The 15,972-nt window shown below is 63.8% G+C and carries 14 protein-coding genes and 1 pseudogene; 12 read left to right on the top strand and 3 right to left on the bottom strand.

What is annotated here, in order from left to right:
- Nucleotides 1-80 precede the first annotated feature (80 nt).
- Nucleotides 81-574: pseudogene (locus LB529_RS29190) on the top strand (SDR family oxidoreductase).
- Between the two features lie 489 nt (nt 575-1,063).
- Here LB529_RS29190 and LB529_RS03080 read toward each other — a convergent pair.
- Nucleotides 1,064-1,996, bottom strand: coding sequence for a GNAT family N-acetyltransferase (locus tag LB529_RS03080; RefSeq protein ID WP_224710143.1), 933 nt, complete (start codon nt 1,994-1,996; stop codon nt 1,064-1,066).
- Between the two features lie 200 nt (nt 1,997-2,196).
- Here LB529_RS03080 and argE point away from each other — a divergent pair, with 200 nt between their 5' ends.
- The 6 genes from argE (at nt 2,197) to LB529_RS03050 (ending at nt 8,778) form a co-directional block, all read left to right on the top strand.
- Nucleotides 2,197-3,321 carry an acetylornithine deacetylase gene (gene argE, locus LB529_RS03075; protein WP_224710142.1) on the top strand — a complete coding sequence of 375 codons (1,125 nt, stop codon included), beginning with the start codon at nt 2,197-2,199 and terminating at the stop codon, nt 3,319-3,321.
- Nucleotides 3,322-3,334: 13 nt separating this feature from the next.
- Nucleotides 3,335-4,258 carry a 2-hydroxyacid dehydrogenase gene (locus LB529_RS03070; RefSeq protein WP_224710141.1) on the top strand — a complete coding sequence of 308 codons (924 nt, stop codon included), beginning with the start codon at nt 3,335-3,337 and terminating at the stop codon, nt 4,256-4,258.
- A gap of 23 nt (nt 4,259-4,281) precedes the next feature.
- Nucleotides 4,282-4,635 carry a cupin domain-containing protein gene (locus LB529_RS03065; protein ID WP_224523324.1) on the top strand — a complete coding sequence of 118 codons (354 nt, stop codon included), beginning with the start codon at nt 4,282-4,284 and terminating at the stop codon, nt 4,633-4,635.
- Between the two features lie 150 nt (nt 4,636-4,785).
- A complete protein-coding gene (locus LB529_RS03060; RefSeq protein WP_224523325.1) occupies nt 4,786-6,249 on the top strand; it encodes an aldehyde dehydrogenase family protein in 1,464 nt (487 codons plus the stop codon).
- A 10-nt stretch (nt 6,250-6,259) separates the two neighbouring features.
- Nucleotides 6,260-7,303 (top strand): tartrate dehydrogenase, encoded by a 1,044-nt coding sequence (locus LB529_RS03055; protein ID WP_224523326.1) that lies wholly within the window; start codon nt 6,260-6,262, stop codon nt 7,301-7,303.
- Nucleotides 7,304-7,320: 17 nt separating this feature from the next.
- The gene (locus LB529_RS03050; protein ID WP_224523327.1) at nt 7,321-8,778 is read left to right on the top strand and encodes an NAD-dependent succinate-semialdehyde dehydrogenase; all 1,458 of its coding nucleotides are present in this window, start codon (nt 7,321-7,323) and stop codon (nt 8,776-8,778) included.
- Nucleotides 8,779-8,790: 12 nt separating this feature from the next.
- Here the strand turns inward: LB529_RS03050 and LB529_RS03045 are convergent, their stop codons facing one another.
- Nucleotides 8,791-10,065, bottom strand: coding sequence for an NAD(P)/FAD-dependent oxidoreductase (locus tag LB529_RS03045; protein ID WP_224625823.1), 1,275 nt, complete (start codon nt 10,063-10,065; stop codon nt 8,791-8,793).
- A 16-nt stretch (nt 10,066-10,081) separates the two neighbouring features.
- Nucleotides 10,082-10,750 (bottom strand): haloacid dehalogenase type II, encoded by a 669-nt coding sequence (locus LB529_RS03040; RefSeq protein ID WP_224523329.1) that lies wholly within the window; start codon nt 10,748-10,750, stop codon nt 10,082-10,084.
- A gap of 321 nt (nt 10,751-11,071) precedes the next feature.
- Between LB529_RS03040 and LB529_RS03035 the strand changes: the two genes are divergently transcribed.
- The 5 genes from LB529_RS03035 (at nt 11,072) to LB529_RS03015 (ending at nt 15,934) form a co-directional block, all read left to right on the top strand.
- On the top strand, nt 11,072-11,911 hold the full coding sequence (locus LB529_RS03035) for a GNAT family N-acetyltransferase (protein WP_224710403.1): 840 nt from the start codon (nt 11,072-11,074) through the stop codon (nt 11,909-11,911).
- Between the two features lie 14 nt (nt 11,912-11,925).
- Nucleotides 11,926-13,299: an aspartate aminotransferase family protein gene (locus LB529_RS03030; RefSeq protein ID WP_224710140.1), complete on the top strand. Its 1,374-nt coding sequence runs from the start codon at nt 11,926-11,928 to the stop codon at nt 13,297-13,299.
- Entirely contained in the window at nt 13,296-13,508 is a 213-nt protein-coding gene (locus LB529_RS03025) for a hypothetical protein (protein WP_224710139.1), read from the top strand. The genes LB529_RS03030 and LB529_RS03025 overlap by 4 nt, the downstream gene beginning before the upstream one ends.
- Nucleotides 13,509-13,566: 58 nt before the next feature.
- Nucleotides 13,567-14,259 (top strand): HAD-IA family hydrolase, encoded by a 693-nt coding sequence (locus tag LB529_RS03020; protein ID WP_411962430.1) that lies wholly within the window; start codon nt 13,567-13,569, stop codon nt 14,257-14,259.
- Between the two features lie 64 nt (nt 14,260-14,323).
- On the top strand, nt 14,324-15,934 hold the full coding sequence (locus LB529_RS03015) for an ABC transporter substrate-binding protein (protein WP_224710137.1): 1,611 nt from the start codon (nt 14,324-14,326) through the stop codon (nt 15,932-15,934).
- Nucleotides 15,935-15,972 lie beyond the last annotated feature (38 nt).

Here is a 15,972-nt window from a genome sequence, read left to right as displayed (position 1 = left end):
CAGCGACTTTTCCAAGCGTCGCGGGTCTTGAGGTGCCGATTAATTCCCTTGAGACGCCGACGCAGGCTTTTCGAGCAGCAATGTATTTTTTGCCGGTCATCTGTTCAACAAGATATCCGCTGCTGACGCTGGAGGCCTGGAACAAAACCATCGCCGTCAACCTGACCAGCGTGATGCTCAGCGTGCGCGCCTTCCGCCCGACAATGCGCGATGGCGGCGCGATCGTGCTCTTGATGCCACTCGCCGATGCCTACACGGCCTCCAAGGCCGCGCTGGTGGCGCTCACGCGCTTGTGGTCGGTCGACTATGGCGTTTCGGCATCCGGGCAAACTGCATCTGCCCGGGGCCGACCGCCGCGGAAATGATGTCCGGCGTCATGGAGGCCTTATCGACCAACCAGCAACTGCAATTACCGCAGCAACGCATGGCCCGCCCGGAGCAAGTGGCGAACCTGATCGTGTTCCTGGTCTCGCCGGAAGCGTCTTACATTTCCGGCGCCATCATCCCGGTCGATGGCGGCGCAGCCGCCCATAGTCCCGGCATGCCTTTCCCTAAGCGCCGTGACAATAAGTAAATGCCAACACTCAACCGCGGCATTCGCAAAAGCCCGACGTTTTCCGGGTGCGTCAATCGTTCGGCCTGCTTTTGGGCAGGGCTGAGATGCCCGTGTACGTCAGAACAGGCGCAAAGCTGCCGTTCCGTAGAAGATAAATGCGGTCGGCGAGTGGCAGATCAGCTTCTTGAATCAACTTTGGCGAACTGCTTCCTAGCCCCTTGGCGAATAACGATTTTGTTAGTCGCCGAGGCCGTCGTTTCCCACAGGAAATCAATACGTTAGCGGCTGGTTCGCCACCCCATTTCCTTCGTATTCTCTCGTATGGTCTGGCGAACCTTATGACGATGAACGAGATTAATGCTGGCTAGGGATATCGATTAGCGGAGAGCCAAGAATTCTCCTGGTCAATGGCCGAAAGGGGCCGCAAGCGGGCTGGCGGGTTATGGCGTTGTCCATGTTTGGACGTTCAGATTGCAAAGGCTAAAACCTTCCAAGTCGAACATCAACCTACCCGAGAGTTTGGCTCGCCAGAGCATAGGTCTTCGGCATAACCGGGCCACCTGCAGCAAAATCGCTGATGCGTTTGCCCATCGACATAGTGAGCACCGTATCGAAAACTGGCATTCCAGCGTGCGACAGAAAGGCGGCGAACTCGCCACTGTCCATGTGGGTGTCGACCCGAAGGAAAGTCCCCGAATGGTCGGCCACGTGCGGCCGGACGATCGCCACAGCGTCGGCGTCGCTTTCGGCCACGACCGGCCCCACGACATGGCCCCGCCCGAATGGCCGGCAGAGCGCGAAAGCGTTCAGCTTGTCATTCTTGAAAAGACCATAGCCGGTCGAGTGCGCGAAGAGCTTTTCAATAAGCGCTGTCCGCCTCACGCCAAACGCCGCCGCGTCGAGGGCGACCGCTGCCGGAATATCGCTTGCGTCCAAAGTCCGGACGTCGCTGCGCTCCTCCGTGGGGCTACCTGCCGTTGGGACGCGGGCGATGCCCTGGCATTGATAGACAGTCTTCTCCGGATGGAAGTCGAGCGAGAGATAGAGCCGCCGTGCGGCGCGGGTTGCATTGAGGCGAAGGTCGCGCCCGGGAATGTTGTCGAAAACCCGCTTCATCAGCCATTGCGCGGCCCCGAGCGTCTGAAGCCGTGGCGAGGTGATGACCATGCCGACGGTCGCGAAGCTGGCGCCATGCCCAAACCACATCGCGGATCCCAGAACCCGGCCGATCTCATCGAGAGCCACCAAGCCTTGTCCCGTTTCGCGCAGGAATTGCCAGTCTTCTGCCCGATGCGGCCAGCCCACAGACAGCGAGAGCGCATGCAATCGGTCCAGTTCAACCCCTTTGATGTCGGCCATCCGCACCGAGAAGGCATCGATTTTCAAGCTTTCGGACGGCTTCAATTCCTTGCCTCTGAAAGATTGCGTAACGGGCGACATACAACGTCCCTGCTCTGCCAACGCTAAACAACCAGACCGATACGATTTGCTCGAATGACGCGTGCCAACGCAAGATTCAACTGAAACACTTCCGCTTTCGGCACGCAATCGCGAAGGAAAGCGCCCATCCTCTGCGGCAATTCTGGAGGTATGGCCGTCGGCCCTGAACCCGGCGAACCCAAAACGCCTTGAGGGCTGAAATGGACGTCTTCGACATCCTCGACCGTCTCGTCGCCTTTCCATCGGTCGCCGGCAAGGCGAACGGCGATATTGCAGGCTGGATAGAGGCTTATCTCGCAGAACAGGGCGCGAAGGTCGCCGTGCTCCCCGGGCCGGAAGGCGATCGTTCCAATCTTTTCGCCACGATCGGTCCCGCCGATGTTCCGGGCTACATCCTGTCCGGCCATATGGACGTCGTCCCCGCTTGCGAGCCGCAATGGAGCTCGTCCCCTTTCGCACTGCGTCGGGACGGTGACCGGCTCTACGGACGCGGCACGACTGACATGAAGGGATTTTTGGCAGCCGCGCTTACGGCCGCGCCCATGCTCGCGGGACTGCGCCTCGCCCGGCCGATCCACCTCGCCTTCTCCTATGACGAGGAGGTCGGGTGTCGCGGCGTGCCGCATCTGATCGCCCGCCTTCCCGAACTTTGCGCCAAGCCGCTCGGCGTCATCGTCGGCGAGCCGAGCGGCATGCGCGCTGTGCGCGGCCACAAGGGCAAGGCGGCCGCCCGCGTGACCATAAGGGGGGGCTCAGGCCATTCCTCTCGCCCCGATCTAGGTCTCAATGCCATCCATGCCATGGCCGATGTCCTGAGCACGGTCGTGAGCGAAGCCGGAGGGCTGACGCACGGCCCGTTCGATGCGGCCTTTGAGCCGCCCTATTCCTCGCTGCAGGCCGGCGTGATCGCCGGCGGCCAGTCGGTCAACATCATCCCCGATACCTGCACGCTGGATCTGGAGGCGCGCGCCGTACCCGGCATTGATCCGGCCAGCCTGCTCGCGCCCGTCGAGGCGAGGACCGGGGCCATTGCCGCCAAAGGCTATCGTGTCGAGTGGACGCCGGTCAGCGCCTATCCGGCGCTGTCGCTGCCGCAGGACGCGCCGCTGGCGGCGCTGTTGCAAGAGCTGACCGGCCAGACGCCGCTCGCCGCCGTCAGCTACGGCACCGAGGCCGGGCTGTACCAGGCCGCAGGGCTGGACGCGATCATCTGCGGGCCCGGCGACATCGGCCGCGCCCACAGGCCGGATGAATACATCTTCGCCAGCGAACTCACCGCCTGCCGGCAGATGATCGACGCGCTGGGCGCGCGTTGCGTGGGCTGAAGGAGCAGCCGGAATGACCTTCCTGTTCAACTCCGATGCGCAGCGCGGTGCGATTTTCGCCGATGTCTTCGCCAGGCAATTCCCCGAGCTGCCCTTCGCGATGGACCCGGCGACGGTCGATCCCGACGCCGTGCGCTATCTGATCACCTGGACCGTTCCGCAGGACCTCTCCCGCTACAGGAATCTAGAGATCCTGTTTTCCATCGGCGCCGGCGTCGACCAGTTCCGCTTCGATGCAGTGCCTGCGAAGTTGAAAATCGTGCGCATGATCGAGGAAGGCATCGTGCGCATGATGCAGGAATATGTGACGCTCGCCGTGCTCGCTCTCCACCGCAACCTGCCGACCTATCTGTCACAGCAGCGCGCCGGACAGTGGCGCGACATCCCGCAACCCCAGGCAGCATTGCGTCGGATCGGCGTGCTCGGCCTGGGCCAACTCGGCCAAGCCGTCCTCGACCGGCTGAAACCCTTCGGCTTCCCGCTCGCCGGCTGGAGCCGCTCGCCACGGCAGATCGAGGGCGTGGCCTGTCATCATGGCGAGCTCGGATTAGAGCAAATGCTGGCAACCAGCGACATTCTGGTCTGCCTGCTGCCATTGACCGAGGAGACGCGTGAATTTTTGAATGCCGGCCTGTTTGCGAAACTGCCTGAAGGGGCGTCTCTCGTTCATACGGGTCGAGGCCCGCAGCTCGACCAAGAGGCGCTTGTCGCCGCGCTCGATAGCGGCCATCTGTCGTCGGCAATGATCGACGTGACCGATCCCGAACCGCTGCCGGCGGGACATCCGTTCTGGTCGCATCCGAAGATCATCCTGACTCCGCACATAGCCAGCGTCACCCAACCCGCGACCGCCGCGCAGGCCGTCATCGACAACATCAGGCGCCATCGCGCCGGTCTCGACCCCATCGGGCTCGTCGACCGGTCGCGCGGTTATTGAAATTCAACTGGAAAGGCCATCCTTTGTCCCTGCTCAAGTCCATCGATATCAACCCAAGCTTTTCGCCCCGCGAATCGAACGCGTTGCCAGAGCGGCTGATTGCCGGCGACCCCGCCTTCAAAACCTGGGCTCAGGACGTCGCCAAGGACGACCTTGTCCATACCGGCGTCTGGGAGGCTACGCCCGGCGAAACGCGCTCGATCAAGGGGGAGACTTTCGAGTTCTGCCATATCCTCGCCGGCGTGGTCGAAATCACGCCCGACGCCGGCGAAAAGGTGACCTACCGGGCCGGCGACAGCTTCGTCATGAAGCCGGGCTTCACCGGTGTCTGGAAGACCATCGAGACCGTGCGCAAAATCTACGTCACGGTGGGCTAGCGAGCGTCTGCACAGGCCACGACCTCCGCGGAAGATTTTGCCGTCTCTTGTCCCCGGCACGCAACATTCGTCGGCGGCGGATCACCGAACAGCGCATGCTGCGTGCCGGCACGGGCTAGGCTCAGGCCAATCCTGCCAAGTGGGTTGCCCATGAGCCTGAGCTTCAATCCCGATACAATCGCCCATCCCGTCGGCCACTTCATCGATGGGGAGCTGGTTTCGGCCGAGGGAGCGATGGAGATGCGCCGTCCGTCCGATGGCAAATCCTATGCCGCCTGCCCCGTGGCCGGTGTGGATTTGGTCGACCGGGCGGTGGAAAGCGCGAAGGCCGCGCTGAAAGCCAGCAACTGGGGCGGCGTCCGCCCGCGCGAGCGCACCAAGGCGCTCCACGCCTGGGCCGATCTGATGGAGGCGGAGGCCCAAACGCTCGCCCGAATCGAGGCCCTGAGCTCGACCCGGCCCGTGGGCCAGCTCGTCGCCGGCGACATCGCCGTCACCGCCGAGCAGATCCGCTTCTTTGCCGAGTTCGCCGACAAGGAAGGCAGCGAGCTGGTGCCGACCGACGACGCCAGTCTCGGCATGATCATGAGCGAGCCCTATGGCGTGGTCGGTGCGATCACGCCGTGGAATTTTCCGATCTCGATGGCCGGATGGAAACTCGGCCCGGCGCTGGCCGCGGGCAATGCAGTCGTGCTGAAGCCGTCGGAAATGACGCCCTTCTCGGCTATCTACATGGCAGAGCTTGCGGTCAGGGCCGGCCTGCCGTCGGGGCTGATCAACGTGGTGCTCGGCGACGGCCCGACGACCGGCACGGCGCTCACCGGTCATCCCGAGATCGCCAAGGTCAGCTTCACCGGTTCGACCCGCGCCGGCTCAGCCATCATGGAGAACGTCGCCCGCACCGGTGTCAAGCCGATGACGCTGGAGCTCGGTGGCAAGAGCCCGCAGATCGTCTTTGCCGATGCCGATCTCGACAAAGCGGCGACTGCAATCGCCGGCAGCGTCACTTTCAATGCCGGCCAGGCCTGCGTGGCCGGCACGCGCCTGATCGTCGAGAAGAGCGTGGCCGACCGGCTGACGGCCTCGATCCTGGAAAAGATGAAGGCCGTGCGGCCCGGTCCGACCTGGGAGGAGACGACGCAATATTCGCCGATCATCTCGCACGGGCAGCGGGCGCGCGTTGATGGCATCGTGCGAGCCGCTGTCTCCGCCGGCGGCGAATGCCTGATCGGTGGCGGGGCCATGGAAGCTCCCGGCTATTTTTACGAACCGACGCTGATTGCCAATGTCAGTCAGGGCAATCCGGCGATCGTCGAGGAGATCTTCGGCCCGGTCCTGACCGTCCAGACCTTCGACAGCGAGGAGGAGGCGCTGGCGCTGTCCAGCCATCCGACCTACGGGCTGGCCTCCGGCCTGTTCACCGCCGACCTGTCGCGCACGATCCGTTTCGCGCGCAGGCTCGAGGCGGGCACCGTCTGGGTCAACCGCTACAGCCGCTCGCGCGACCACATCCTGCCGACCGGCGGCTACAAGCGCTCCGGGATTGGCAAGGACCTTGGCCGCGAAGCCTACCTCGCCAATCGCAGGACCAAGAGCGTCCTGATCACCCTGTGAAGAGATGTCGATGAAAACCTACTCTATTGCCCTGATCCCCGGTGACGGCATCGGCCCCGACGTCATTGCCGCTGCCTGGGCGGTGTTGGAAACGGTAGCCAAGCAGGGAGGCTTTTGCCTTGCAGGCACGGAGTTCCCCTGGTCCTGCCGCTTCTTCAAGGAGACCGGCCGCATGATGCCGGAGGACGGAATCGACACCTTGCGCGGCTTCGATGCCATCCTTCTCGGCGCCGTCGGCTGGCCGGCGGAGGTGGCGGATTCCGTCTCGCTGCACGGCCTGCTGCTGCCGATCCGCAAGGCCTTCGTGCAATACGCCAATATCCGGCCGCACCGCCTGCTGCCGGGCGTCAGAGGTCCGCTGCGGGCCGAGAGCTTCGACATCCTCTGCATCCGCGAAAACACCGAAGGCGAATATTCCGGCGCCGGCGGGCGCGTGCATCAGGGCACACTGGACGAGGTCGCTGTGGAGACCTCGATCTTCACCCGGGCCGGCGTCGAGCGCATCCTGCGCTTCGGCTTCGAGCAGGCGCGGTCGCGGCACGGCAAACTCGCCTCCGTCACCAAGTCCAATGCGCAGAAATACTCGATGGTGTTCTGGGACGAGATCACCCGCAAGCTGGCGGCGGAATATCCTGATGTCGCCGTCACCAGCTATCATGTCGACGCGCTCGCCGCGCGCATGATCATGGCGCCGGAAAGTCTCGACGTGGTCGTCGCTTCCAATCTCTTCGGCGACATCCTGACGGATATCGGCGCGGCCATCCAGGGCGGGCTCGGCTACGCGGCTTCCGCCAACATCAACCCCGACCGCTCGGCGCCGTCGATGTTCGAGCCAGTGCACGGCTCCGCGCCCGACATCGCCCATCTCGGCATCGCCAATCCGATCGCCACCATCTGGTCCGGCGCCATGATGCTCGATCACCTTGGCGAGAAGGATGCGGCCGGCCGCGTCATGAAGGCGCTCGAGGCGACAACAGCGCAAGGCATTGGCACCGCCCCTGGCAAGGACAGCACGGAAGCCATCACAGCCGCCGTCGTCGCGGCGCTCACCTGATTTGCGAGGTCGTATTGATGAAGAACCTGAATGACAAAAGTCTCTTCCGCGAGGCCGGCCTCATCGGCGGGAGATGGGTCGCGGCAGGTTCCGGCAGGACGGTCGATGTGATTGATCCTGCGACACAGCTATCGGTCGGCACAGTGCCCGACATGGCTGGTCCGGAGACCCGCACGGCCATACAGGCCGCGGCTTCCGTCTATCAGGATTGGAAAAAGAAGACGCACGCCGAACGCGCCGCCCTGCTGGAGGCCTGGCATGGCCTGATGCTCAAGCACCTGGACGATCTTGCGCTGATCCTGACGACCGAACAGGGCAAGCCGCTGGACGAGGCCAGGGGCGAGATCCGCTACGGCGCCTCCTTCGTCAAATGGTTCGCCGAGGAGGCGCGCCGCATCAACGGCCACACCATTCCCGCGCCCACGGCCGACCGTCGCATCATCGTGCTGAAAGAGCCGGTTGGCGTTTGCGGCATCATCACGCCGTGGAATTTTCCCAATGCAATGATCACCCGCAAAGTCGCGCCGGCGTTGGCCGCCGGCTGCACCGTGGTCATCAAGCCGTCCGAGTTCACGCCCTATTCGGCACTGGCGCTGGGCGTGCTCGCTGAACGGGCGGGCATTCCGGCCGGCGTCGTCAACATCGTCACGGGCATGCCGGCCGAGATCGGCAACGAGATCATGGCGAACGAGACCGTGCGCAAGATTTCCTTCACCGGTTCGACTCGCGTGGGTTCGCTGCTGATGCGCGGGGCGGCCGACAGCGTCAAGCGGCTCAGCCTCGAGCTCGGCGGCAACGCGCCCTTCATCGTCTTCGATGACGCCGATCTCGACCTCGCCGTCGAAGGCGCGCTCGCCTCGAAATTCCGCAATGGCGGCCAGACCTGTGTCTGCGCCAACCGCATCCTCGTTCAGACCGCAGTCTATGAAGACTTCGCCGCCAAGCTCAGCGCCCGCGTCAATGCGTTGACGGTGGGACCGGGCACGCAGCCCGGCGTCGCGATCGGACCGATGATCAACATGGCGGCGGTCGAGAAGATCAATCGGCACGTCGAGGACGCGCTCGCCAAGGGCGCGACGATCGTCACCGAGAAGCCGGTGCTGCCGGAGGGCCCTCAGTATGTCGCGCCACTCGTGCTGGCCGGCGCCACGGCTGAGATGCAGCTCGCCGGCGAGGAGACTTTCGGTCCGGTCGCACCGCTTTTCCGTTTCGAGACGGAAGAGGACGCGATCGCACTGGCCAACGGCACGCCCTATGGGCTTGCTTCCTATTTCTACACCGAGAATCTGAAGCGCGCCTGGCGCGTCGGCGAGGCGCTGGAGTTCGGCATGGTGGGTCTCAACACCGGCTCGGTCTCGATGGAGATAGCCCCCTTCGGCGGCGTCAAGCAGTCCGGCCTCGGGCGCGAGGGCGCGCAGGCCGGCATCGAGGAATATTTGGAGATGAAGAGCTTCCACATAGGCGGGCTGGGCTAAACCCCAGCCCGATCACTGGATCCGGTCGAGCGCCTTGTAGTAGAGACCGACCATGGGCAGGAACCAAGGCTTGCCAGAATAGCCGGGAATGGCAGGCCACTCGACCCCCTTCACCGGATTGCGGTCCTCGCGGCCGAGCATGGCATCGGCCATGATCATGCCGAGATGGGTGGAGAGCTGCGCGCCGTGGCCGGAATAGCCCATCGCGTACCAGACCCCGTCATGGTAGCCGGCCCGCGGGAACCGGTCCTTGGTCATGTCGACCAGCCCGCCCCAGCAATAGTCGATCTCGACGTTCGCGAGCTGCGGGAAGATCGCCGCGAGGCTTGCCCGCAATATCTGTCCGCTCCTGGCATCGGAGCGCTGGTCCGATGTTGCCGAGAAGCGGGCGCGGCCGCCAAAGATCAGGCGCTTGTCCGGCGAAAGTCGGAAGTAGTTGCCGATGTTCATCGAGGTCACGCATGTCCGGTTGCCCGGCATGGTCACGGCGATCTCGGCGTCGCTCAGCGGCCGCGTGGCGATGATGAAGCTGCCGACGGAGATAAGCCTGCGGCGGAAATAGCCGAAATTCGATGTCGTGTAGGCGCCCGTGGCCAGCAGCACATTGTCGGCGCTGATGCGTCCGCGGGAGGTGGTCAGCTGATGCCGCGTACCGGACTGCCTGTGATCCGTCACCGCAGCATTCTCGTGGATAACGGCGCCATGGCGAACCGCGGCTGTCGCCAGCCCAGCCACATAGCGGCCCATATGCATCATGGCGCTTTTCTTCGAGAGCATTGCGCCATGGAAGGGCGAGCCGATCTCGGATTTGAGTTCGGCCGGCGACAGCAGCGCCGTATCCGGGTCCACTTCCGCATGGACGGCTTCGAAGTTGCGGGCGATCGCTTCGAAATGCTGCGGCTTGGAGGCGAGCTTCAGCTTGCCGGCGCGCCGGAAGTTACAATCGATTCCTTCCTCGGCGGCCAGCGCCTCGATGGTGTCGACGGACTCGTCCAGCGCCCGGTAGAGGGCTATCGCGCGTTCCTTGCCAAGCTCCGCCTTGGCCGAAAGGTAGCTGTGGGCGAGACCGTTGTTCAGGTGCCCGCCATTGCGTCCGGATGCGCCCCAGCCCACCCGCTCCGCTTCCAGCACGGCCACCTTGACGCCGGCCTTCGCCAGCTGGCGGGCGGCGGCGAGACCGGTGAAGCCGCCGCCGATGATCGCCGCATCATAGTGCCCCTCGACCGGGCCTTGCGCCCCGCCGGAAAAGACCGGGGCGGTGTCGTGCCAGTAGGAGACGAACTTCATCGGTAACCCGCCTGTTTCAGAGCCCGACCACACCCGGCAGCCCGGAAATATCGGATATCTCCACGTAGCCGTAATAGGGATTGGCCGGCTCGTGGCCGCGGTTGACCCAAACCTTGTTCTTGATGCCGAGATCATGGGCCGACATCAGGTCGTAGCGGAAGGAAGACGAACAGTGAAGGATGTCTTCTGGACCGCAGCCAAGCCTGTCGAGCATGTATTCGAAGGCCTTGAAGCGAGGCTTGTAAGCCTGTGCCTGCTCGGCCGTGTAGACGGCATGGAACGGTGCGCCGAGCTTTTCGACGTTGGACATGATCTGCGCGTTCATGGCGTTGGAGAGGATGACCAGCGGAATTTCCTTGGCGACCTTGGCAAGGCCGGCCGGAACGTCGGCGTGCGGCCCCCAGGTCGGCACGCGCTCATAGACCATTTTGGCGTCATCGGGGCTGAAGCCGACGCCATTGCGTTTGCAGGCGCGTTCCAGCGCATTGTGGATGACCTCGGCATAGGGCTTCCAGTCGCCCAGGATCTCATCTAGCCGGTACGCCGCGAAGTTCTTGATGAACTCCTGCATGCGCGGCTCGTCAAGCCGGCTGCCATAAAGATCGCGTGCCGCCTCCGCCATCTGGAAAAAAGTCAACGTGCCGTAGCAGTCGAAGGTGATGTATTTGGGCCTGAAGGAAGCCATGTCCGTCGATCTCCGGTGGAAACGCGCCCCGCTTTGGGATTTCGTCATCATATGCGGGCGGGCGGCCGGTCACTTGACCGAAATCGGCCCCGCGAAAGCAGAAAGTTGCGTATCCGCCGGCCGGTTTGGCACGCTGTAGCATCTTGCGGTCGGTCGAGAGGGTCGTCCGCGGCTTCCCGAGTTTCTGCCCGCGGCCCCGCGCCAGCACAAGATGCGGCGCACCCCCTGCGCAAAGGCGGATGATACTGCCGAAGTCGAAACCTTCAGACGATCTGCGGCGCACCGATGACCGAGACTTGGGGCCAGATGGAAAGGTGCCTCATGCAGCAAGGCGAGATCGAACTCCAGGACTTTGGGCCGGATCATATCGAGGGCGCAGTCGCGCTTTCTCGCCAGGAGAACTGGCCGCATCGCCCGCAGGACTGGCAGATGGCGCTGCAACTCTCCAGCGGCGCGGTCGCGCTCGACGACCAGGGCCGGGTCACCGGGACAATCCTGGTAACGCCCTACGGCGCCGATTGCGCCATGATCAACATGGTGATCGTCGACAGGAACGCGCGGGGCAAAGGACTCGGGCGCCGGCTCATGGAACAGGCCTTCGCCCTTGCCGGCGACCGGCCACTGCGACTTGTCGCGACAACCGACGGGATGCCGCTCTATCGGAAGCTCGGCTTCGCGCCCTCGGGCACGATCCTGCAGCATCAAGGCAACGTCGCCAAGCTTGGCGCACCCGATGGCGTGGAAGCAGCAAGCGCCAGTGACCAGCCTGAGATCAAGGCGATGGACCGTGACGCCTACGGAGCTGATCGCCAAGCTTTGATCGACGCGCTCGCCGAGCGCGGCCAATTCGCCGTCATCCGCCGCGATGGCGCTATCAAGGCCTATGCCGTGATCCGCCCATTCGGACGCGGTGAAGTGATCGGCCCGGTCATTGCGGGCAGCGCCGCGGACGCCAAAGTGCTGATCAGCTACTTCGCCGCGTCGCGTCCCGGCGCCTTCCTGCGCGTCGATACCGACAGCCGCACCGGCCTCGCGGGCTGGCTTGCGGAAATCGGCCTCGCCCATGTCGGCGGCGGAGTCGCCATGGACCGTCCTGCCAGGGCGGATGCGGCAACGGTCAGGCCGAAAGTTTACGCCCTCGCCAACCAGGCGCTCGGATAGTCCGGAGGACAACAATGCTCGCCAATTCCCTGATCGAACTCGACCGCGCCCACCTCATCCACCCGGTCTCCTCCTATCGCGGCCACGAGGCGCTCGGCGTGCGGGTGCTGAAATCGGCGAAGGGCGCTACCGTGACCGACGCGTCCGGCAAGCAACTCGTCGATGGCTTCGCCGGGCTGTGGTGCGTGAATGCAGGCTATGGTCATGACAGCATCGTCGAGGCGGCGGCCCGGCAGATGCGCGAGTTGCCCTACGCCACCGCCTATTTCGATCTCGGCTCGGAGCCCGCCATCCGGCTCGCCTCGGAGTTGGCGGACCGCGCGCCCGGCGATCTCAACCACGTCTATTTCACGCTCGGGGGATCGGACGCGGTCGACAGCACAATCCGGTTCGTCCGCTATTACTGGAATGCCAGAGGCGAGGCTCAACGCGACCAGTTCATTTCCATTGAGCAGGGTTATCACGGATCGTCGGTGGTCGGCGCAGGCCTGACCGCCCTGCCCGCCTTTCATGCCGGTTTCGGCATTCCGTTCGAATGGCAGCACAAGATCCCCTCGCCCTATCCCTATCGCAATCCGGTAGGCGAGGATGGTAGCGCGATCATCGCCGCATCGCTTGCGGCGCTGCAGGCCAAGATCGAGGAGATCGGGCCGGAGCGGGTCGCCGCCTTCTATGCCGAGCCGATTCAGGGCTCGGGCGGCGTCATCGTCCCGCCGAAGGGTTGGATCAAGGCCATGCGCGAACTCTGCCGTGAATACGGCATCCTGTTCATCGCCGACGAGGTGATCACTGGTTTCGGCCGCACCGGCCCCCTGTTTGCCTGCACGGAGGAGGATATCGTTCCTGACTTCATGACGACCGCGAAGGGCCTGACCTCGGGCTATGTCCCAATGGGCGCCGTGTTCATGGCTGACCACGTCTACAACGTCATCGCCGATGGCGCGGGTGCTTCTGCGGTCGGCCACGGCTACACCTATTCCGCCCATCCGGTCAGCGCCGCCGTCGCGCTCGAGGTGTTGAAGCTCTATGAGGAAGGCCTTCTGGAGAACGGCGCCAGGGCCGGCGCCCGTCTGATGGCGGGGCTATCAGGGTTGAGCGACCATCCATTGGTCGGCGACGTGCGCGGTCGCGGCATGCTTGCCGCGATCGAGCTGGTGGTCGACAAAAAGAAGAAAACGGCGCTTCCAGCCTCGGCCATGCCGGCGCGGCGCGTCTTCGATCGGGCCTGGGACAATGGCCTGATCATCCGCGCCTTTGCGCACGGTGTTCTCGGCTATGCCCCTCCGCTCTGCTGCACGGACAGCGACATCGATGCCATTATCGAGCGCACGCGGCGAACGCTGGACCAGACGCTGGATGATGTCGATGTCCGCCGAGCCCTTGCATGAAGGCGACGCATTTTTCGCATCTCGAAATATCGCTGGGGTGGACGATTTCGCAATTTTGTGCCGCTACCTCGCGCCTTTTCGGCGAATCCAGCGCGGGGGAAGTGCCAGACTGCTTTTTAAGACAAGGCCAGAAAGCCCGCATTTCCGGGCTTTCGAAAAAGGCCGACGCCCCGGACAGCACGGAATATTGTTCTGTTCAGCATGAGTAATTCGGCCGCGCGCAGAGGAGAGCCAGTCTTGGCCAGGGGCTTCAACGAGTTCAAGTACATGACCTTCGATGTGGTCGGTACGCTGATCGACTTCGAAGGCGGCATCACGACCTGCCTTGCCGAGATCGCCGCGGAGGCCGGGGCTTCCGTCGACGGCGAAGAAGCGCTCGCCCTCTACCGGCAGGCCCGCTACATGCCCGATGCGAAGCTTTTCCCCGACGATCTCGCGCGTGTCTACATGGTCATCGCACCGCGGCTCGGCCTGCCGGCCGAGGAGAAATACGGCGCCCGCCTCCGGGATTCGGCGAGCGGCTGGCAAGGCTTTTCCGACAGCAGGGCGGCACTGGCCGGCCTTGCGAAGTCCCACAAGCTGATTGCCATGACCAATGCCCGGCGCTGGGCTCTCGACCACTTCGAGAAGCAGCTTGGATCGCCCTTCTTCGCTACCTTCACCGCCGACGATACCGGCACCGAGAAGCCGGACCCTGCCTTCTTTCAAAAGGTCTTCGACTTCGTGGCGTCCCGCGGCGACAGCAAGGACGACATCCTGCACGTTGCGCAAAGCCAGTATCACGACATCGGCATATCCCGGACGCTCGGCATGACCAACTGCTGGATCGAGCGCCGCCACGCCCAGAAGGGATATGGCGGCACGATAGAGCCCAAGCACTTCACCGTGCCCGACTGCCATTTCACCTCAATGGCCGATTTTGCGGCGGCCGTGCGGGAAAGCCTGAAGGAACGAACCTGAGCTCAAGACCCGGAAAGCCGCATCAAGACGCGCATCCCGGCCAAACAACAGAAAGGGGAATGACATGAGCGACAAGATCACCAACTGGACCGGAGCAGACGATGCGATGGTCGAAAAGGCCATCCGGCGAGGTGCGAGCCGCCGCGAACTCCTCAAAATGCTGCTGGCAGGCGGCGCAGCCTTTGCCGCGGGAAGCGCTGTGCTCGGCCGAGCCACCAATGCCGTCGCCGCCACGCCAGTCTCAGGCGGCCACCTCAAGGCTGCCGGCTGGTCGTCCTCGACGGCCGATACGCTCGATCCGGCCAAGGCGTCGCTCTCCACCGACTATGTCCGCTGCTGCTCGCTCTATAACCGCCTGACCTTCCTCGACAGGGATGGCAAGACGCAGATGGAGCTGGCCGAAAGCGTCGACAGCAAGGACGCCAAGACCTGGACGGTGAAGCTGCGCAAGGGCGTCACGTTTCATGACGGCAAGGACCTCACCGCCGACGACGTCGTCTTCTCGCTGAAGCGTCACCTCGACAAGGCAGTCGGCTCCAAGGTCGCCAAGATCGCCGCGCAGATGACGGGCTTCAAGTCTGTCGACAAGTCGACCGTCGAAATCACGCTCGCCGACCCGAACGCCGACCTGCCGACCATCCTGGCGCTCCATCACTTCATGATCGTAAGGGACGGCACCACCGACTTTTCCAAAGGCAACGGCACGGGCGCTTTCGTGCTGGAGACCTTCGAGCCGGGCGTGCGCTCGGTGGTCACCAAGAACAAGAACTACTGGAAGTCGGGCAAGCCTTATCTCGATTCCTTCGAGTTCATCGCCATCAGCGACGACAGCGCGCGCGTCAACGCGCTTCTGTCGGGCGATATCGGCTTCGCCGCCTCGATCAATCCGCGCGCGATGAAGCTCATCAGCGGCCAGCAGGGTTTCGAATTGTCGAAGACAACCTCGGGCAACTACACCGACCTCAACATTCGGCTCGATATGGACCCCGGCAGCAAGGCCGAGTTCGTGGCCGGCATGAAATATCTCGTCAACCGCGAGCAGATCGTCAAATCGGCATTGCGCGGCCTTGGAGAGATCGGCAACGACCAGCCGGTCTCGCCGGCCAACATCTTCCACAACGCCGGCCTCAAGCCGAAGGCTTTCGATCCGGACAAGGCGAAGTTCCACTTCCAGAAGGCAGGCGTGCTCGGCCAGTCCATCCCGGTGATTGCCTCCGACGCTGCCACCTCCTCGATCGACATGGCCGTGATCATCCAGGCGGCCGGGGCGGATATCGGCATGAAGCTCGATGTCCAGCGCGTCCCCTCCGACGGGTACTGGGACAATTACTGGCTCAAGGCGCCGGTCCATTTCGGCAATATCAATCCGCGCCCGACCCCGGACATCCTGTTTTCGCTGCTATACGCATCGAATGCGCCCTGGAACGAAAGCCAGTACAAGTCGGAGAAGTTCGACAAGATGCTTGTCGAGGCGCGCGGCTCCCTCGACCAGGCCAAGCGCAAGGAGATCTACGACCAGATGCAGACCATGGTGTCCCAGGAGGCGGGCACCATCATCCCGGCCTATATCTCGAACGTCGATGCCCTCTCCAGCAAGGTGAAGGGTTTGGAAGCGAACCCGCTTGGTGGCATGATGGGCTACGCAATGGCCGAGTATCTCTGGCTCGAAGCCTGAGAGGCGCCTGCCGGGGGCCGGTCAGCCGGCCTCCGGCA

The sequence above is a fragment of the Mesorhizobium sp. CA5 genome (assembly GCF_020165105.1).
In the GTDB taxonomy this organism is placed as follows: domain Bacteria; phylum Pseudomonadota; class Alphaproteobacteria; order Rhizobiales; family Rhizobiaceae; genus Mesorhizobium.
Note: the sequence above shows the minus strand (reverse complement) of the source record. Positions and strands in the feature narration are given on the sequence as shown.

Coding starts and splice junctions, on each gene's coding strand:
- LB529_RS03025 (WP_224710139.1), top strand. CDS start 13,296: ATGAAGGCGACGCATTTTTCGCATCTCGAAATATCGCTGGGGTGGACG.
- LB529_RS03050 (WP_224523327.1), top strand. CDS start 7,321: ATGAAGAACCTGAATGACAAAAGTCTCTTCCGCGAGGCCGGCCTCATC.
- LB529_RS03080 (WP_224710143.1), bottom strand. CDS start 1,996: ATGTCGCCCGTTACGCAATCTTTCAGAGGCAAGGAATTGAAGCCGTCC.
- LB529_RS03015 (WP_224710137.1), top strand. CDS start 14,324: ATGAGCGACAAGATCACCAACTGGACCGGAGCAGACGATGCGATGGTC.
- LB529_RS03055 (WP_224523326.1), top strand. CDS start 6,260: ATGAAAACCTACTCTATTGCCCTGATCCCCGGTGACGGCATCGGCCCC.
- LB529_RS03060 (WP_224523325.1), top strand. CDS start 4,786: ATGAGCCTGAGCTTCAATCCCGATACAATCGCCCATCCCGTCGGCCAC.
- LB529_RS03070 (WP_224710141.1), top strand. CDS start 3,335: ATGACCTTCCTGTTCAACTCCGATGCGCAGCGCGGTGCGATTTTCGCC.
- LB529_RS03035 (WP_224710403.1), top strand. CDS start 11,072: ATGCAGCAAGGCGAGATCGAACTCCAGGACTTTGGGCCGGATCATATC.
- LB529_RS03045 (WP_224625823.1), bottom strand. CDS start 10,065: ATGAAGTTCGTCTCCTACTGGCACGACACCGCCCCGGTCTTTTCCGGC.
- argE (WP_224710142.1), top strand. CDS start 2,197: ATGGACGTCTTCGACATCCTCGACCGTCTCGTCGCCTTTCCATCGGTC.
- LB529_RS03040 (WP_224523329.1), bottom strand. CDS start 10,750: ATGGCTTCCTTCAGGCCCAAATACATCACCTTCGACTGCTACGGCACG.
- LB529_RS03030 (WP_224710140.1), top strand. CDS start 11,926: ATGCTCGCCAATTCCCTGATCGAACTCGACCGCGCCCACCTCATCCAC.
- LB529_RS03020 (WP_411962430.1), top strand. CDS start 13,567: ATGACCTTCGATGTGGTCGGTACGCTGATCGACTTCGAAGGCGGCATC.